General features: G+C 41.4%; 12 protein-coding genes and 1 tRNA gene. 10 read left to right on the top strand and 3 right to left on the bottom strand.

The genetic code is table 11. The features are described from left to right. The first annotated feature begins 8 nt into the window (after positions 1–8). A complete protein-coding gene (locus HWX15_RS02450) occupies positions 9–7931 on the top strand; it encodes a YSIRK-type signal peptide-containing protein (RefSeq protein WP_175880169.1) in 7923 nt (2640 codons plus the stop codon). A gap of 511 nt (positions 7932–8442) precedes the next feature. Here the strand turns inward: HWX15_RS02450 and HWX15_RS02445 are convergent. After that, complete coding sequence (locus HWX15_RS02445; protein ID WP_057487307.1) at positions 8443–8784, bottom strand: type II toxin-antitoxin system RelE/ParE family toxin; 342 nt, start codon at positions 8782–8784, stop codon at positions 8443–8445. Then, complete coding sequence (gene relB / locus HWX15_RS02440; RefSeq protein WP_175880168.1) at positions 8774–9061, bottom strand: type II toxin-antitoxin system RelB/ParD family antitoxin; 288 nt, start codon at positions 9059–9061, stop codon at positions 8774–8776. The genes HWX15_RS02445 and relB overlap by 11 nt, the downstream gene beginning before the upstream one ends. A gap of 325 nt (positions 9062–9386) precedes the next feature. On the opposite strand from relB, the gene HWX15_RS02435 reads away from it, so the two are divergent. From HWX15_RS02435 to HWX15_RS02415, 5 genes are all read left to right on the top strand, one after another. Further along, a complete protein-coding gene (locus tag HWX15_RS02435; RefSeq protein ID WP_175880167.1) occupies positions 9387–10379 on the top strand; it encodes an ABC transporter ATP-binding protein in 993 nt (330 codons plus the stop codon). 1 nt (position 10380) lies between these two features. Further along, entirely contained in the window at positions 10381–11199 is an 819-nt protein-coding gene (locus tag HWX15_RS02430) for an ABC transporter permease (RefSeq protein WP_175880166.1), read from the top strand. A 1-nt stretch (position 11200) separates the two neighbouring features. Beyond that, the gene (locus tag HWX15_RS02425; RefSeq protein WP_175880165.1) at positions 11201–11986 is read left to right on the top strand and encodes an ABC transporter permease; all 786 of its coding nucleotides are present in this window, start codon (positions 11201–11203) and stop codon (positions 11984–11986) included. A 101-nt stretch (positions 11987–12087) separates the two neighbouring features. Continuing rightward, a tRNA-Thr gene (locus HWX15_RS02420) sits at positions 12088–12160 on the top strand. A gap of 190 nt (positions 12161–12350) precedes the next feature. Beyond that, the gene (locus tag HWX15_RS02415) at positions 12351–12659 is read left to right on the top strand and encodes a hypothetical protein (protein WP_175880164.1); all 309 of its coding nucleotides are present in this window, start codon (positions 12351–12353) and stop codon (positions 12657–12659) included. A gap of 81 nt (positions 12660–12740) precedes the next feature. On the opposite strand, the gene HWX15_RS02410 is transcribed toward HWX15_RS02415, so the two are convergent. After that, positions 12741–13100: a DUF3397 family protein gene (locus tag HWX15_RS02410; RefSeq protein WP_173283308.1), complete on the bottom strand. Its 360-nt coding sequence runs from the start codon at positions 13098–13100 to the stop codon at positions 12741–12743. 91 nt (positions 13101–13191) lie between these two features. Here HWX15_RS02410 and mnmL point away from each other — a divergent pair, with 91 nt between their 5' ends. Genes mnmL through HWX15_RS02390 form a run of 4 tightly spaced genes read left to right on the top strand, consistent with a single transcriptional unit; the run spans position 13192 to position 17002 of the window. Then, on the top strand, positions 13192–14148 hold the full coding sequence (mnmL, locus tag HWX15_RS02405; RefSeq protein ID WP_175880163.1) for a tRNA modification radical SAM protein MnmL/YtqA: 957 nt from the start codon (positions 13192–13194) through the stop codon (positions 14146–14148). After that, positions 14132–14689: a tRNA 5-(aminomethyl)-2-thiouridylate-methyltransferase MnmM gene (gene mnmM, locus HWX15_RS02400; protein WP_175880162.1), complete on the top strand. Its 558-nt coding sequence runs from the start codon at positions 14132–14134 to the stop codon at positions 14687–14689. The genes mnmL and mnmM overlap by 17 nt, the downstream gene beginning before the upstream one ends. Further along, entirely contained in the window at positions 14682–14936 is a 255-nt protein-coding gene (locus HWX15_RS02395) for a hypothetical protein (protein WP_000361085.1), read from the top strand. Before mnmM ends, HWX15_RS02395 begins: the two co-directional genes overlap by 8 nt. An 11-nt stretch (positions 14937–14947) precedes the next feature. Beyond that, positions 14948–17002 carry a cation:proton antiporter gene (locus HWX15_RS02390; protein WP_175880161.1) on the top strand — a complete coding sequence of 685 codons (2055 nt, stop codon included), beginning with the start codon at positions 14948–14950 and terminating at the stop codon, positions 17000–17002. Positions 17003–17156: the final 154 nt, after the last annotated feature.

Genomic DNA, 17156 nt, shown 5'->3' with positions numbered 1-17156 from the left:
TGAATCTCATGAAGAGAGGTCAACAAGATTTTAGAACTGAAAGATACCTTCGATATGGTATTCGTAAGTATAGTTTTGGGGCAGCATCAGTGGCAATTGCGGCTGGTTTGATGTTTCTTGGAGCTGGTGCGGTTTCAGCGACAGAAGTAGAAGGAGGTAATGAACTATCTTCAACAGCTACTCCAACACCGACCATAGGCGATGAGGGTGCTAATCAAGGTGCTAACTCATCTAAACCCACTACTTATGACGCAGAACCAGTCCTAACTAGGGACGGCGGTGAAGATACTGCCTCATCCCAAGCTAGCGATGAGAATACCGAAGCAGCGGCAACTGAATCCTCTACAGAAACAGTTGCAGATAAGGCAGAACTACAATCGAAAATTTTGACCTTACGTACTGCAATCCAGTCGGCTACTAAGGGGACAGACAGTCTAGCTCTTGACTTTGCTAATCAAACATTGACAAGTGCGCAAGCGGTTTTAGAAGCTAAACCAAGTCAAGAAGAGGTCGCTCAGCAAGTCCAAGCCCTAACAAATGCTATTACTGTAATCGCAGAGGCGTCTAGTCAAGCACAAGCTAATCAAGTCGATACAGCAGAAACAAATCAATCATCTGAAAAAGTAGAGTTAGAAAAGCGAGTGTCAGAGGCGGATGTAACCAATCGTTTAGCAAATAGTTTTTTGGAAAAAGAAGCAAATGATTCAAGCCTTTCTGAAGATGTCAAGAGTGCTATTAGAGCTGCCATAGCCAGCAATACTGCTAAAATTACAGAAGCAAAGGCTGCTTTAGCAAATGGTGATGCGAGTGCTCAAGCCCTTAACCAATCTATGGCAGAATTACAGTCCTCTATTGAAGCTGTCTATGTTACTCTCCGTAAAACAGGCAAAGAAGAATTTTCTGTTTCCTTGGCTGATACGCCTCCTGCCGGTGGTGTAATTGTACAACCAAATGCCAAAGATTATATATCCATTCCGCAGGGAGATGGCACTTATAAGATAGTTTCAACAGCTACAACAGAAGCCTCTGCAACAGGTAAGGATATCTATACCTTTGGTGCAACTGCCGCTACAAACGGAGATGTCTCAACTGATAGAATCAGTGGAGATATTACGACTCTGGAAGCAGTCGTATACTCTCACCAACGGACAGGGACCGACACGAATCCTGGTAACTCAGGTTCCGGAAATAATAATAAAGGTCGAGTGGATTTTCCTCTAACTAAGGAACAAGCAGAAGCCTTGGCTGCAGAAGCTCCCCTCTGGAAAGGAAAACTCCGTGCAGATGGGTCAAGAATTTCAACGTATAATAATGTAGTTTTTGGTGCAGGAGGAGGATATGAATACCTTGCAACCCACATCTATCATTATGTTTATGAGCAAGGTACTGACCGTGTCTATATCGAAAAGATCAAGGGACGATTTAGTGTGACAGAGAAAGCAGCCACAGCTGGCTGGGTGGTCTCAAAGGTAGAGCCGACAAACTTACCAACAGGTTTAACCTATAATGCAGCTACAGATACTATTCAGGGGAAGATTGTGACAGATGGTCTGGCAAATGGGGTATATGATACGCGGATGTATGTGACCTATACCAATACCCAAACCAATGCTACTGTACGTGCAGTATACCGAAATCTTCGTGGGGGTTGGATCGGTTGGCAAGACACAACTCCACCAAACATTGGAACCAATGGAGAGGTCTTTGAAGGAAAGGTTGGTGAAAGTAGCTTTACCAATGAACAAGGTCACTCTACAAATAGTATTGATATCCACTACTCAGATACTTCAGGTTCTCGTGCCATGTCTGGCGGTGCTAATGTTAGCTATACGCTAGCAGATGGGACAGATGTTACAGTCCGTAATCAATATGGGCCAAGTACTACAGGAATCTCGGGTAATATTGTGACAGCTACTGGAACAGCTCGTGCCGTGGATACAGAGATTCCGGGATTGACCTATGCCTTAGATGGAAATAAAACCTTAACTAGTCCTGACGGTGCGACTACGGGTTATACAGGGAAGGCTTTGATTAGTGGGACTCCAACGGAAGCTGGTATTTATTATGTTACAGCCTATGCTAAGGACTGGAACCAGCCAACAGGTGCGAATGGTTGGACAACCCAGGGGCAAGAAACCCATGCAGGTATCACAGTTAAGGTAGCACCTAAAATTGATGTCCTCAACATTGCTGCATATGGAACAGAAGTCCCAGTGACTATCTCTAAAGGAGCTACCTATGCCAAGGTGACCATGCCTGATGGAAGTGTCACAGCACTTGAAAATAGAGAAGGCAAGTGGTATGTTGCCGCGGAGGGAACTACAAATACAGCAGTGACAGCTGGTGAATTAGTCGGAACAGTTGGTGAACAATTTAAATTAAAAGTTACAAGTGAAATGACAGCAACAGCTGGTGTAAATAAGATATCTGTTTATGCTAAAACAGAAGCTGTTACAGCATCCTTGATGCGTTCATCTGTCACACTCCAAGATAATGATAACTCGTCACATGTTGCAACCTTGAATAAAACAAGTGGACGTTGGGAACTACCAGCTGAATATGCGACTGTTAGAACCGATCACGGAGATGGTACTTATGATGTAACGAATAGAGAAGTTTACACCTCTGTGCAAGCGGATGGCTCTATCAAGTTCTATATTTATGCCTATAACCGTAGTTATGATGCTACAGGAAAGGTTACGGCAGTTAATGATGTGACTCGTAAAGAAACAGTCTATGCGAGAGAAAATACCTTAGCTACAACAGTGGGGAATGGAACCTATGTAACAGTTTCTTACGATAAAGCTACGAACACATGGTCGTCATCGGATCAGTCAGTAGTGACAGCTACAAAGACAGATGATGATCATTGGGAAGTATCTACTTCATCAGGATTTTCTGGTGTGGTTAAGGCTACTACAGCAGAATCAACGGACGAAGCTACGATTATCAATAGAAAACCAACTGTTACTTCTACTTCTTATACAACTAAGATGAATACAACTGTAGACTTAGTAGATCGCAGTTTGGACGGAGTAAGTACGGTAACAACTGATGCTCATGTGACAGTAGCTGATGCAGAAGATGACTCACTTCCATCTACAAGTGATGCTGAGAAAACTTTCAAGACTAGTCACAATACCAAGATAACAACTATTACAGTAACTGATCCAAATGGTGGGGTGGTTGCATCTTACACAAAGACTGGTGATGCTCATAATTACCCAGATGCAACAAGCTTAAAATTGACAGAAGTTGGTGTTTATACGGTTACAGTAGATGTTATGGATAGTAATACTAATCTAGTAGATGAGACAAACGTGGGTGAGACAACAGCGGGTACAGATCATGGTGCAAACACATCCACGGCAAGAACAGTCTACACTATTACTGTTACTCCTATGGATATAGAGGGTCAACCTACGAAATCATTGGCTATTCAAGGGGAACCACAAACAGGTGACCTAACATTTGAGTTTAAAACAGATGTCGAAACTGAGAAAAAGATTGATCAGGGAACAAAACTCTATAGCCTTGAAGGAGCGATAGATGGCTCTGTAACGGCTACAAAAGATGGTAAGACAATAGGTACTTACAAGATTGATAAAGATACAGGATTGGTCACTTTCACTCCTGAAAAAGACTTTACAGGGGAAGCACCAGCAGTTACAGTACGTTTGACAGTAACATTTTCTAATGATACTACTGGCAACCCACTCACTGCAACTGCGACAGCTACCTACACCCCAACAGTTATTCCAGTAACTCCAAGCTCTGAAGCTTCTAAGACAACTGGGCCGCAAGGACAAGCCCAGACTTCAGTTATTAAGTATGACACTGCAGATACAGACGCTAGCACTGTGAACTTTACTAAAGGTAGTGCTATGGTTGAAAATGTTGAGGAGTCTGTTGAGTTAGATAAGGGAACGGTAACGCTTCTTGATGCCAATGGAGCAGAAACTACAACTGTCACAGTGGCCAATCAAGGTACCTACAGTCTAAACAAAGACACCAACACCATCACCTTCCAACCTCTTTCAAGTTTCGTAGGAAAGGCAACTCCAGTAACAGTTCAAGTGAAGGATGACAACGGAACAGCGACAACAACGACTTACACTCCAACGGTAACAGCTGTGACCATGACATCTGAAGATGCCACATCGACTGGTATTCAAGGGGCTACTCAAAGTGGAACACCAGGATTTGAAACATCAGATCCATCAGTAACGATTGCAACACGTCAGTTGCTTGATCCATCAACGATGCAACCAACTACTAGTGTTACAATTGCAAATGAAGGAACATACACAATTGAACCAACAACAGGTCTTGTGACCTTCGTACCAGATCCATCATATAAAAAGAAGGGAACAGGTGTTACTGTTCAAGCAACGGACTCAAATGGTGAAACCTCAACCGCTACCTACACTCCGACAGTTACTCCAGTTTCTCTAACGTCGACTGATGTGACATCGAAAGATATTCAAGGGGCAGAACAAGAAGGAACTCCAACCTTTGCCTTGTCAAATGGAGCAGAAGCAACAACGACTATCACAGGCTATAAACTTGTGGATCCAACTACAGGCCAAGCGACAGATGAAACATCTGTAGTTGTTCAATCAGTTGGTAGGTATACAATTGATTCAACGACAGGTAAAGTAACCTTCCAACCAGATGGTGCGTATAAGGGAACACCAGATGCCATCAAAGTTGAAGCAACTGCGACTGTTAAAAATGCCAAGAATGAAACTGCAAGCATTACGAAAGAAGCTACCTACACCCCAACAGTTATTCCAGTAACACCAAGCTCTGAAGCTTCAGAGACAACTGGACCGCAAGGACAAGCCCAGACTTCAGTTATTAAGTATGATACTGCAGATACAGACGCTAGCACTGTGAACTTTACTAAAGGTAGTGCTATGGTTGAAACTGTTGAGAAGTCTGTTGAGCTAGATAAAGGAACGGTAACGCTTCTTGATGCCAATGGAGCAGAAACTACAACTGTCACAGTGGCAGATCAAGGTACCTACAGTCTAAACAAAGACACCAACACCATCACCTTCCAACCTCTTTCAAGCTTTGTAGGCAAGGCAACTCCAGTAACAGTTCAAGTGAAAGATGCCAACGGAACAGCGACAACAACGACTTACACCCCAACGGTAACAGATGTAACCATGACATCTGAAGATGCTACATCGACTGGTATTCAAGGGGCTACTCAAAGTGGAACTCCAACCTTTAAGACTTCAGACAAGAGTGTAACAGTTGTGAAGCATCAGTTGATTTCTCCAGAAACAAATCAAGCAACAGATAGTGTGACAATTGCAAATGAAGGAACATACACAATTGAACCAACAACAGGTCTTGTGACCTTCGTACCAGATCCATCATATAAAAAGAAGGGAACAGGTGTTACTGTTCAAGCAACGGACTCAAATGGTGAAACATCAACCGCGACTTACACTCCGACAGTTACTCCAGTTTCTCTAACGTCGACTGATGTGACATCGAAAGATATTCAAGGGGCAGAACAAGAAGGAACTCCAACCTTTGCCTTGTCAAATGGAGCAGAAGCAACAACGACTATCACAGGCTATAAGCTTGTGGATCCAACTACAGGCCAAGCGACAGATGAAACATCTGTAGTTGTTCAATCAGTTGGTAGGTATACAATTGATTCAACGACAGGTAAAGTCACCTTCCAACCAGATGGTGCGTATAAGGGGACACCAGATGCCATCAAAGTTGAAGCAACTGCGACTGTTAAAAATGCCAAGAATGAAACTGCAAGCATTACGAAAGAAGCTACCTACACCCCAACAGTTATTCCAGTAACACCAAGCTCTGAAGCTTCAGAGACAACTGGACCGCAAGGACAAGCGCAGACTTCAGTTATTAAGTATGATACTGCAGATACAGACGCTAGCACTGTGAACTTTACTAAAGGTAGTGCTATGGTTGAAACTGTTGCGAAGTCTGTTGAGCTAGATAAAGGAACGGTAACGCTTCTTGATGCCAATGGAGCAGAAACTACAACTGTCACAGTGGCAGATCAAGGTACCTACAGTCTAAACAAAGACACCAACACCATCACCTTCCAACCTCTTTCAAGTTTCGTAGGAAAGGCAACTCCAGTAACAGTTCAAGTGAAAGATGCCAACGGAACAGCGACAACGACTACCTACACCCCAACGGTGACAGCTGTAACTCCAACAGGTGCTTCATCGGTTACTGAAGGAGCTCGTGGAACTATTCAAACATCTCCTGTAGTATTTGATACGCCAGATCAAGATAATACAACAGTAAACTTTAATAAAGGTCATGAAAAAGTTGAACTTGATAAGTTTACTCTGACATTAGTTGATAAAACTGGTAAAGAAGTGAAAGAAGTTGTAGTTCCAGGAGAAGGAACATATGTACTTAAGGATGGAGTCATTGAATTTACACCAGAAAAAGATTTCGTAGGGAAAACTTCTGGAGTAACAGTTCAAGTGAAAGACGTCAATGGCAAAGTAGTTTCTGAAACTTATACTCCAACTGTGCGTCCTGTAACGGAGTTTAAAGACACAGATGGGAATGTTGTTTCAGGAAGTACTACAGAAGATGGCAAAGTTGATAAGAAGGACTTCCCGGGCTATAGATTTGTTGAAACTAAAGTTGATGGCAAGGGTAATACTACTCATATCTATGAAAAAGTAACAACAACATTCAAGGATAAGGAAGGCAATCTTATTACTGTTGATAAAGACAACAATCCTGTGAAATCAACAGAAAAAGGAGAAATCCCAGCTAAAACGATCCCAGGTTATAAATTCGTAGAGACTAAGAAACTTCCAAACGGAGATATCGAACACATCTACGAAAAAGTAACAACAACATTCAAGGATAAGGAAGGTAATCTTATTACTGTTGATAAAGACAACAACCCTGTGAAATCAACAGAAGAAGGAGAAACCCCGGCTAAAACGATTCCAGGTTATAAATTCGTAGAGACTAAGAAACTTCCAAACGGAGATATCGAACACATCTACGAAAAAGTAAGTACCTTCTTCAAAGATAAAGAAGGCAACGAGATTCCAAACTATCCAAGTGAGCCAGGTACAGTCGATAAGAAAGACATCCCAGAATACAGATTCGTAGAGACTAAGAAATTACCAAATGGTGATACTGAACATATCTACGAAAAAGTAAGTACCTTCTTCAAAGATAAAGAAGGCAAAGAGATTCCAAACTATCCAAGTGAGCCAGGTACAGTCGATAAGAAAGACATCCCAGAATACAGATTCGTAGAAACGAAGAAATTACCAAATGGTGATACTGAACATATCTACGAAAAAGTAAGTACCTTCTTCAAAGATAAAGAAGGAAACGAAATTCCTAACTATCCAAGTGAACCGGGAACAGTCGATAAGAAAGACATTCCAGAATACAGATTCGTAGAAACGAAGAAACTGTCAAATGGAGATACTGTTCATGTTTATGAAAAAGTAACACCACCAGCTCCAACACCTTCACCTGTTCCTCAACCAAATCCAGGTAAGCAAAATACAACTACTTGGACTGATGAGAATGGAAATCCATTGAAACCAAGTGAGCCAGGTTCTAAAGAACCGGGAACAATTCCAGGTTACGAATATGTGAAGACTGTGACAGATTCAAATGGAAATATCAGACATATCTTCCGTAAAGTTGAGATGCCAACTCCAACACCGGTTGAACCGACTCAACCAGCACAACCGGTAGAGCCAGCAACTCCAGCAATACCTGAACAGCCATCTAAACCTCAAATGCCAGCAACACCTAAATATGTTGATGGTCAAAAAGAATTGCCTAACACAGGTACAGAAGCTAACGCTAGTCTAGCTGCACTTGGACTCCTTGGAGTTCTAGGTGGATTTGGACTTCTTGCTCGCAAGAAAAAAGAAGACTAATCTTTCTAATGGGTATCATTTGTTTGCAATGAACAGATTGTCCTTAATGAGGATGGGCAAAAACTTCATTTCAGGATAAAATGAAGCCACAATAAAACGCATAGTATCAAGTTTTCAAGACCTGATATTATGCGTTTTTTAATTTTACAGACTTTTTCGGCCTCACTTATTGTATAGTGAAATGAGATAAAAAATGGACAAATTGATTGGGGGATTTAAACCAACTTATAACAATGTTTTAGAAAACTCGGCGGACTATTCCAGATTCAATCAACTATAATGTTAAAAGTTATTGGACCTGTAGAGGTCCACAATCTCGTCATTTTGAGTCTAAAAAGAGAATGGTTTCCATGCTTTGATTGCTGTTCTCTACAAACGCGAGCTTGTGCATGAGTCGAACGTTGGGGAGCTCCTCAATATGTTAGAGGATTGGGAGTTTTAAAAAATCCTTGTTTATGCTTTTTCATATGCAATTGATTTACAGTAAATAAAAAGACAGAGAGCTTACTTCTCAGTCTTGGATATGTTGAAAGAGGTGGTCGAGTTGGTTTAGGTAGTCGGTGCGTGAGTTGATAATTCTCAGGATATGGACTTCTTTTTCATGAACGAGGTAAAAGAGTAGGTATTGTTTAGAGACAATCATTCTGAGCATATTTTCTGGATAGAGGGAGTATCCGATTTTATGGTCAAAGTTAATACCGCCCTCTGGTGAGAAGGTGAGTAGGTTGGTAATTTGTTGGAGACGAGTGAAGACTTTCTTGGCTATGTTTTCACTGAAGTCTGTGGAGTAGTGGATGAAAATATTGTCCAAGTCTTGTCTGGCTTGTTCTGTAAAGCGTACTTTATAGTCCATACTTTGAAAAGACCTCGTCTGCGTCGTAGAGACGCCCCTCGATGATGTCTTGGTAGCCTTTATCTAGTTCTGACTTGAGTTCGCCTAGGAAGATTTCTGCTTTGAGTTGGTCGGCTGTTTTAATTGGGAGACCTTTTTCAAGGACGATTTGTTCTACAAAGAGGTTGAGGGCATCTGAAAGGCTGATGTTTTGGCTTTCTAGGATGGTTTTTGCTTCTTCAAATAGTTGAGTATTGACGCGGAAGTTATAAACTCGGTCTCGTTTAAGTGTTGACATGGCATTTCTCCTTGTAATGATAGTGTATTACATATACATTACAAAAAAAGATCGAGAAAGTCAAGGGCTGTTTTAGTAGGGAAGGATGGTAGGTTGGTAATTTAAACTATCAAACAGAATTTTTGATTAAAAGTATTATTTTAAGAGAAAAATTTTCAATTTCACAAATTTTAGGCAAACGCTTGCATTCTAGTTTTTATTGGACTATAATAGGTTGGTATAAAGCTTTCTGTAATAATAAAATGTAGAAGGTGTAGAAAGTAAGGATTTAGAATACTTGTGTTCGAAAATACGATTTTCTATTCCTTACGATAGGGAGATAGATATGGCAATGATAGAAGTGGAACATCTTCAGAAAAATTTTGTGAAGACAGTTAAGGAACCGGGCTTGAAGGGGGCTTTGCGCTCCTTTATTCATCCTGAAAAGCAGACCTTTGAAGCGGTTAAGGATTTGACCTTTGAGGTTCCCAAGGGGCAGATTTTAGGCTTTATCGGGGCAAATGGTGCTGGGAAGTCGACAACCATTAAAATGCTGACCGGGATTTTAAAGCCGACATCTGGTTTTTGTAGGATTAACGGCAAGATTCCTCAGGATAATCGTCAAGATTATGTCAAAGATATTGGTGTAGTCTTTGGACAACGCACCCAGCTGTGGTGGGATTTGGCACTGCAAGAGACCTACACGGTTTTGAAAGAGATTTATGATGTTCCAGACTCGCTCTTTCATAAGCGCATGGATTTTTTGAATGAAGTCTTGGATTTGAAGGACTTTATCAAGGATCCTGTGCGAACTCTTTCATTGGGACAGCGCATGCGGGCGGACATTGCAGCCTCTTTGCTTCACAATCCCAAGGTTCTCTTTTTAGATGAGCCGACCATTGGTTTGGACGTTTCGGTCAAGGATAACATTCGTCGGGCTATTACTCAGATCAATCAGGAGGAAGAGACGACCATTCTCCTGACCACTCACGACCTGAGCGACATTGAGCAACTTTGTGATCGGATTTTTATGATTGATAAGGGGCAGGAGATTTTTGATGGAACGGTGAGCCAACTCAAGGAGACCTTTGGTAAGATGAAGACTCTCTCCTTTGAACTGGTGCCAGGTCAAAGTCATCTCGCCTCTCACTATGAAGGCTTGTCTGATATGACCGTTGATAGACAAGGAAATAGTCTTAACATTGAATTCGATAGTTCTCGCTACCAATCAGCTGATATTATTAAGCAAACCCTGTCTGATTTTGAAATCCGCGATTTGAAGATGGTGGATACGGATATCGAGGATATTATCCGCCGTTTCTACCGAAAGGAGCTCTAAGATGGTCAAAATGTGGAGACGTTATAAACCCTTTATCAATGCAGGGGTTCAGGAGTTGATCACCTATCGAGTCAACTTTATTCTTTATCGGATCGGCGATGTCATGGGGGCTTTTGTTGCCTTTTATCTTTGGAAGGCTGTCTTTGATTCCTCACAAGAGTCTTTGATTCAGGGCTTCAGTATGGCAGATATCACCCTCTACATCATCATGAGTTTTGTGACCAATCTTCTGACTAGGTCAGATTCGTCCTTTATGATTGGGGAGGAGGTCAAGGATGGTTCCATTATCATGCGCTTACTGAGACCAGTGCATTTTGCGGCCTCTTATCTTTTCACTGAGCTTGGGTCCAAGTGGTTGATTTTTATCTCTGTTGGCCTTCCATTTTTAAGTGTCATTGTCTTGATGAAAATCGTATCTGGGCAAGAGATTGTAGAAGTGCTGGGATTAACTGTCCTTTACCTCTTTAGCTTAACGCTGGCCTATCTGATTAACTTTTTCTTTAATATCTGTTTTGGGTTTTCAGCCTTTGTGTTTAAAAATCTATGGGGTTCCAATCTACTTAAGACTTCCATAGTGGCTTTTATGTCTGGAAGTTTGATTCCCTTGGCTTTCTTTCCAAAGGTTGTTTCAGATATTCTCTCCTTCCTGCCTTTTTCATCCTTGATTTACACTCCGGTCATGATTATCGTTGGGAAATACGATGCCAGTCAGATGATTCAGGCGATTTTGCTACAATTTTTCTGGCTCTTAGTGATGGTGGGCTTGTCTCAGTTGATTTGGAAACGAGTCCAGTCCTTTATCACCATTCAGGGAGGTTAGTATGAAAAAATATCAACGCATGCATCTGATTTTTATTAGACAATACATCAAACAAATCATGGAATACAAGGTGGATTTTGTAGTTGGTGTCCTGGGAGTTTTTCTGACCCAAGGCTTGAACCTCTTGTTTCTCAATGTCATCTTTCAACATATCCCCTCGCTAGAAGGCTGGTCCTTCCAAGAAATTGCCTTTATCTATGGTTTTTCCTTGATTCCCAAGGGCTTGGACCATCTCTTTTTTGACAATCTCTGGGCACTGGGGCAACGTTTGGTGCGAAAAGGGGAGTTTGACAAGTATCTGACGCGTCCTATCAATCCTCTCTTTCACATCTTGGTTGAGACCTTTCAGATTGATGCTTTGGGCGAACTCTTGGTCGGTGGTATCCTATTGGGAACAACAGTGACTAGCATTGATTGGACTCTTCCAAAATTCCTGATTTTCCTAGTCTGCATTCCTTTTGCGACCTTGATTTATACTTCTCTTAAAATCGCGACAGCTAGTATCGCTTTTTGGACCAAGCAGTCAGGGGCTATGATTTACATTTTCTATATGTTTAATGACTTTGCCAAGTATCCCATTTCGATTTACAATTCCCTTCTTCGATGGTTGATTAGCTTTATTGTGCCTTTTGCCTTTACGGCCTACTATCCTGCCAGCTATTTCTTGCAGGACAAGGATGTAATCTTTAACATCGGAGGTTTGATTTTGATTTCCCTTGTCTTTTTTAGTATTTCCCTTAAACTCTGGGACAGGGGCTTGGATTCCTACGAAAGTGCTGGATCCTAAGATGAAGAAACTCAAAGCCTTGTCTCAGGACAGGCTTTTTTCTAATAGAGATGAAAATTCCTTGACATCTATTCTCAGAGTGCTATACTGTAAGTGTAATAGCCGATTTAGCTCAGTTGGTAGAGCAAGGCACTCGTAAAGCCTAGGTCACAGGTTCGATCCCTGCAATCGGCAAAGTGAAGAAGTCTTATCAGGCTTCTTTTTCTTTTTAAAGAAAATCAGACCACTTAGACTGGTATAGAGACCAGATAGGCAAACGAACTTGTTCTTGAAACTGACCTCTGCTATAATGATTTTTGTAAGGGACGTGAGGCATCAATATCAGATAACTCAAGTTCCTAAAAAAGAAATCGGAGATAAACAAATGAAAAAGTTATTGGGGATTGTATTTTTACTAGCAGCAGCGACAGTAGTGTATTTTGGTTCTGTTGGATGGCCAAATTTTAATGTCAACCTCTGGTCATTGATTCCGGTAGGTTTGTTCCTCTTTTTCACACTAGAGAATCTTTTGAAAAAGGATTACAAGGCTAGTCTGATGTGTTTAACTATTGCCTTTATCATCGCAAATGCAATTTTGGACCTGTTGCCAATTTCAAATGGCTTGGTCATTGGAGCAGGTGTGCTAGCTTGTGTAGGGATTGGTTATCTCTTTCCTGATAAAGAAGGAAAATAGGAATTGATGAAAAAATAGATAAAGAAAAAACACTTCAATCACTGTATTTTAGTTTGATTGAGGTGTTTTCGATTTAGTTTTTTATTTCTGGGCCATCAATTCAACAATCATCTCAATATACATAACAAGGGTTAATAAGAATCCTGCACGCCAGAAGAATTTGATGAATTTAGGATAGTAAAAGCTACGTTTTTTCAAAAGGAAGAAAAAAACGAGAATAATGGCTAGAAGTGAGAGGGCTAGTCCCAGTCTAGGGAGAAAATTATGGGTAAAGGTTTTAGCTGTAATCAAGTAATACTCAAATATTAAAACTGGAAAGGCCAAATCCGCAAAATTTCGTCCTAGTTTTTTTAATCTAAAAAGTTTGCTTATGATAATGCAGACGACTAAGGTCAGTATCAATAATAAAATAGATGCTAATTTCATTAAAATCATACCCATATTGTATCATAAAAAATGGCTAATGGAAACGAGAAACAGAGGAATTTATAGGAAAGTCAGGCTTTTGAGATTGTGGGTGTTTTTTGTTATAATGAAAGTTATGAAATCTTATAACACCTTGAATGATTATTATCGAAAACTATTTGGAGAAAAGACCTTTAAAGTCCCTATTGATGCGGGATTTGATTGTCCCAATCGTGATGGAACTGTGGCTCATGGAGGCTGTACTTTTTGTACGGTTTCTGGTTCTGGAGATGCTATTGTAGCACCAGATGCGCCTATCCGTGAGCAATTTTATAAGGAAATTGACTTTATGCATCGTAAGTGGCCGGATGTTCAGAAGTATCTGGTTTATTTTCAAAATTTTACCAACACCCATGAAAAGGTGGAAGTTATTCGAGAGCGCTATGAACAGGCTATCAACGAGCCAGGTGTGGTAGGAATCAATATCGGAACGCGCCCAGACTGTTTACCAGACGCAACCATTGAATATTTGGCTGAGTTATCGGAACGCATGCATGTGACGGTTGAATTGGGCTTGCAAACCACTTATGAAACAACCTCTGACCTGATTAACCGCGCCCATTCCTATGAGTTGTACGTGGAAACGGTCAAGCGTTTGAGAAAGTATCCCAAGATTGAGATTGTTTCCCATCTGATCAACGGCTTGCCTGGTGAAACCCATGAGATGATGATTGAAAATGTCCGCCGCTGTGTCACGGATAACGATATTCAAGGGATTAAATTGCACTTGCTTCACCTGATGACCAATACGCGTATGCAACGAGATTACCACGAGGGACGTTTGCAGTTGATGAGCCAGGACGAATATGTTAAGGTCATCTGTGACCAACTGGAAATCATTCCCAAGCATATCGTCATCCATCGAATCACGGGAGATGCACCTAGGGATATGCTGATTGGGCCTATGTGGAGCCTCAATAAATGGGAAGTCCTTAATAGTATTGAGACGGAGATGCGACGTCGTGGAAGCGTTCAAGGATGCAAGGCTGTAAAACAGGAGTTTGAAAATGAAAAGACCACTTGAGATGGCACATGATTTTTTGTCTGAGGTAGTGACAAAAGAGGATATCGTAGTGGATGCGACTATGGGAAATGGCCATGACACGCTTTTTCTGGCCAAGCTAGCCAAGCAAGTCTATGCTTTTGATATTCAGGAGCAAGCCTTGGAAAAGACCCAAGAGCGTTTGGACCAGGCTGGAATGACAAATGCCCAGTTAATCTTGCAAGGTCATGAGACACTGGACCAGTTTGTGACAGAAGCCAAGGCAGGGATTTTTAATCTGGGCTATCTGCCGTCAGCTGATAAGTCTGTCATCACCCGACCTCAGACAACGATTGAAGCATTAGAAAAGTTATGCCATTTACTTGTCAAAGGGGGACGGATTGCTATCATGATCTACTATGGTCATGAAGGAGGCGACCTCGAGAGGGATGCTGTTTTGGATTTTGTTAGCCAGTTGAACCAACAAGAGTACACAGCTGCCATTTACCGAACTTTAAACCAAGTCAACAATCCACCATTTTTAGTAATGATTGAAAAATTAGAGAGATATAAACATGGATAAACAATACCTACGTGAAAAGCTGGATGCCATGCGCCAGAATTTTGTTGAATCAACCCACCACGAACGAGCGGTGGGCGTGCTAGACCAAGCGCATATGAGCAAAAAAATGCTTAAAATTAAGAAAAAATTAGTTGCTCTTGAAATGGAACGGTGCCAGAGAAAAATTGAGCACAAAGATTGTTCCAAGATTGACCAAAAAATCAAAGAGCAGAAGGAGATATTTGAATCCTGTTGTAAAAAAGATTAAGGAGGTCGTGCGTGGAATTACTGATTTACCTTATCCTATTTTTACTGGTCTTGATTGTCTCGAGTACAACCAATAAGCTCCTGCCTTTTTTGCCACTCCCTTTGGTGCAGATTCTTTTGGGAATTGTGATTGGTCTATTTTTACCCAATACCGACTTTCACCTCAATACAGAGTTGTTTTTGGCACTGGTTATTGGACCCTTGCTTTTTCGAGAGTCGGAAGAAGCGGATATTACGGCTATTTTAAAACACTGGCGAATCATTGTTTATCTCATATTTCCAGTGATTTTTATCTCGACCCTGAGTTTGGGAGGTTTGGCCCATCTTCTTTGGCTCAGCCTTCCCTTGGCAGCTTGCTTGGCTGTTGGGGCAGCTCTTGGGCCTACGGATTTGGTGGCCTTTGCCTCTCTTTCAGAGCGGTTTAGCTTTCCTAAGCGCGTGTCCAATATCCTTAAGGGTGAAGGACTTTTGAATGATGCATCTGGTTTGGTGGCTTTTCAGGTAGCTTTGACAGCTTGGACAACTGGAGCCTTTTCCCTTGGGCAAGCGAGTAGTTCGCTCATCTTTTCAATCCTAGGCGGTTTTTTGATTGGCTTTTTAACAGCCATGACCAATCGTTTCCTCCATAGCTTCTTGCTAAGTGTGCGAGCAACGGATATTGCCAGCGAACTTTTATTAGAATTGAGTTTGCCTCTGGTGACCTTCTTCCTGGCAGAAGAAGTCCATGTTTCAGGGATTATTGCCGTTGTAGTTGCTGGGATTTTAAAGGCAAGCCGTTTTAAGAAAATTACGCTCCTCGAAGCCCAAGTGGATACGGTAACCGAGACAGTCTGGCATACAGTGAACTTTATGCTCAACGGTTCTGTCTTTGTGATTTTAGGGATGGAGCTGGAAATGATAGCAGAGCCTATCTTGACCAATCCAATCTATAATCCCTTACTTTTATTGCTATCTCTTGTCTCCCTGACCGTTCTCCTCTTTGCCATTCGTTTTGTCATGATTTATGGCTATTATGCCTATAGGACTCGACGTCTCAAGAAAAAGTTAAATAAGTATATGAAGGACATGCTTCTTTTGACCTTCTCAGGTGTCAAGGGAACCGTGTCAATTGCTACGATTCTCTTGATACCAAGTAATCTAGAGCAGGAGTATCCTCTCTTACTTTTCCTTGTTGCAGGTGTGACGCTTGTCAGCTTTTTAACAGGTCTCTTGGTCTTGCCTCATCTTTCTGATGAACAGGAAGACAGTAAGGACTATCTCATGCATATCGCCATTTTGAATGAAGTGACGATAGAGTTGGAAAAAGAGTTGGAAGGCACCAGAAATAAACTTCCCCTCTATGCGGCTATTGACAATTATCATGGACGTATTGAAAATCTCATCCTGAGTCAAGAAAATAAGGGGGCTCAAGAAGACTGGGCTGCTTTGAAACTCTTGATTCTTAGTATTGAAAGTGATGGATTGGAACAGGCCTATGAAGAGGGGAACATTAGCAATCGTGCTTACCGAGTTTACCAACGTTATCTGAAAAATATAGAACGAGGCATCAATCGTAAATTTGCGTCACGATTGACCTATTATTTCCTTGTTTCTTTGCGGATTTTACGTTTTCTCCTTCATGAAGTTTTTACTCTCGGGAGGACTTTCCGTAGCTGGAAGGACAAGGAGCAAAGCCGTCTCCGTGCTCTTGATTATGACCAAATTGCAGAACTCTATCTTGCCAATACAGAGATGATTATTGAAAGTTTGGAAAATCTGAAGGGAGTCTATAGACGCTCTTTGATTAGTTTTATGCAGGAGTCTCGTCTCCGTGAAACAGCTATTATCAGTAGTGGTGCCTTTGTCGAACGGGTTATCAATCGTGTCAAACCCAACAATATCGATGAAATGCTGAGAGGCTATTATCTGGAGCGCAAGTTGATTTTCGAATACGAAGAAAAACGATTGATTACGACCAAGTATGCCAAGAAGTTACGACAAAATGTCAATAACTTAGAGAACTATTCCTTGAAGGAAGCTGCCAATACCCTGCCTTATGATATGGTGGAATTGGTAAGAAGAAATTAGTTAATACTCTTCGAAAATCTCTTCAAACCACGTCAGCGTCGCCTTGGATTATATATGTGACTGACTTCGTCAGTTTCATCTACAACCTCAAAGCAGGGCTTTGAGCAACCTACGCCTAGTTTCCTAGTTTGCTATTTGATTTTCATTGAGTATA

The organism is Streptococcus thalassemiae, from assembly GCF_903645285.1.
Taxonomy (GTDB): Bacteria; Bacillota; Bacilli; order Lactobacillales; family Streptococcaceae; genus Streptococcus; species Streptococcus thalassemiae.
The sequence above is the reverse complement of the archived record's forward strand: the minus strand, read 5'-3'. Positions and strand labels throughout refer to the sequence as shown.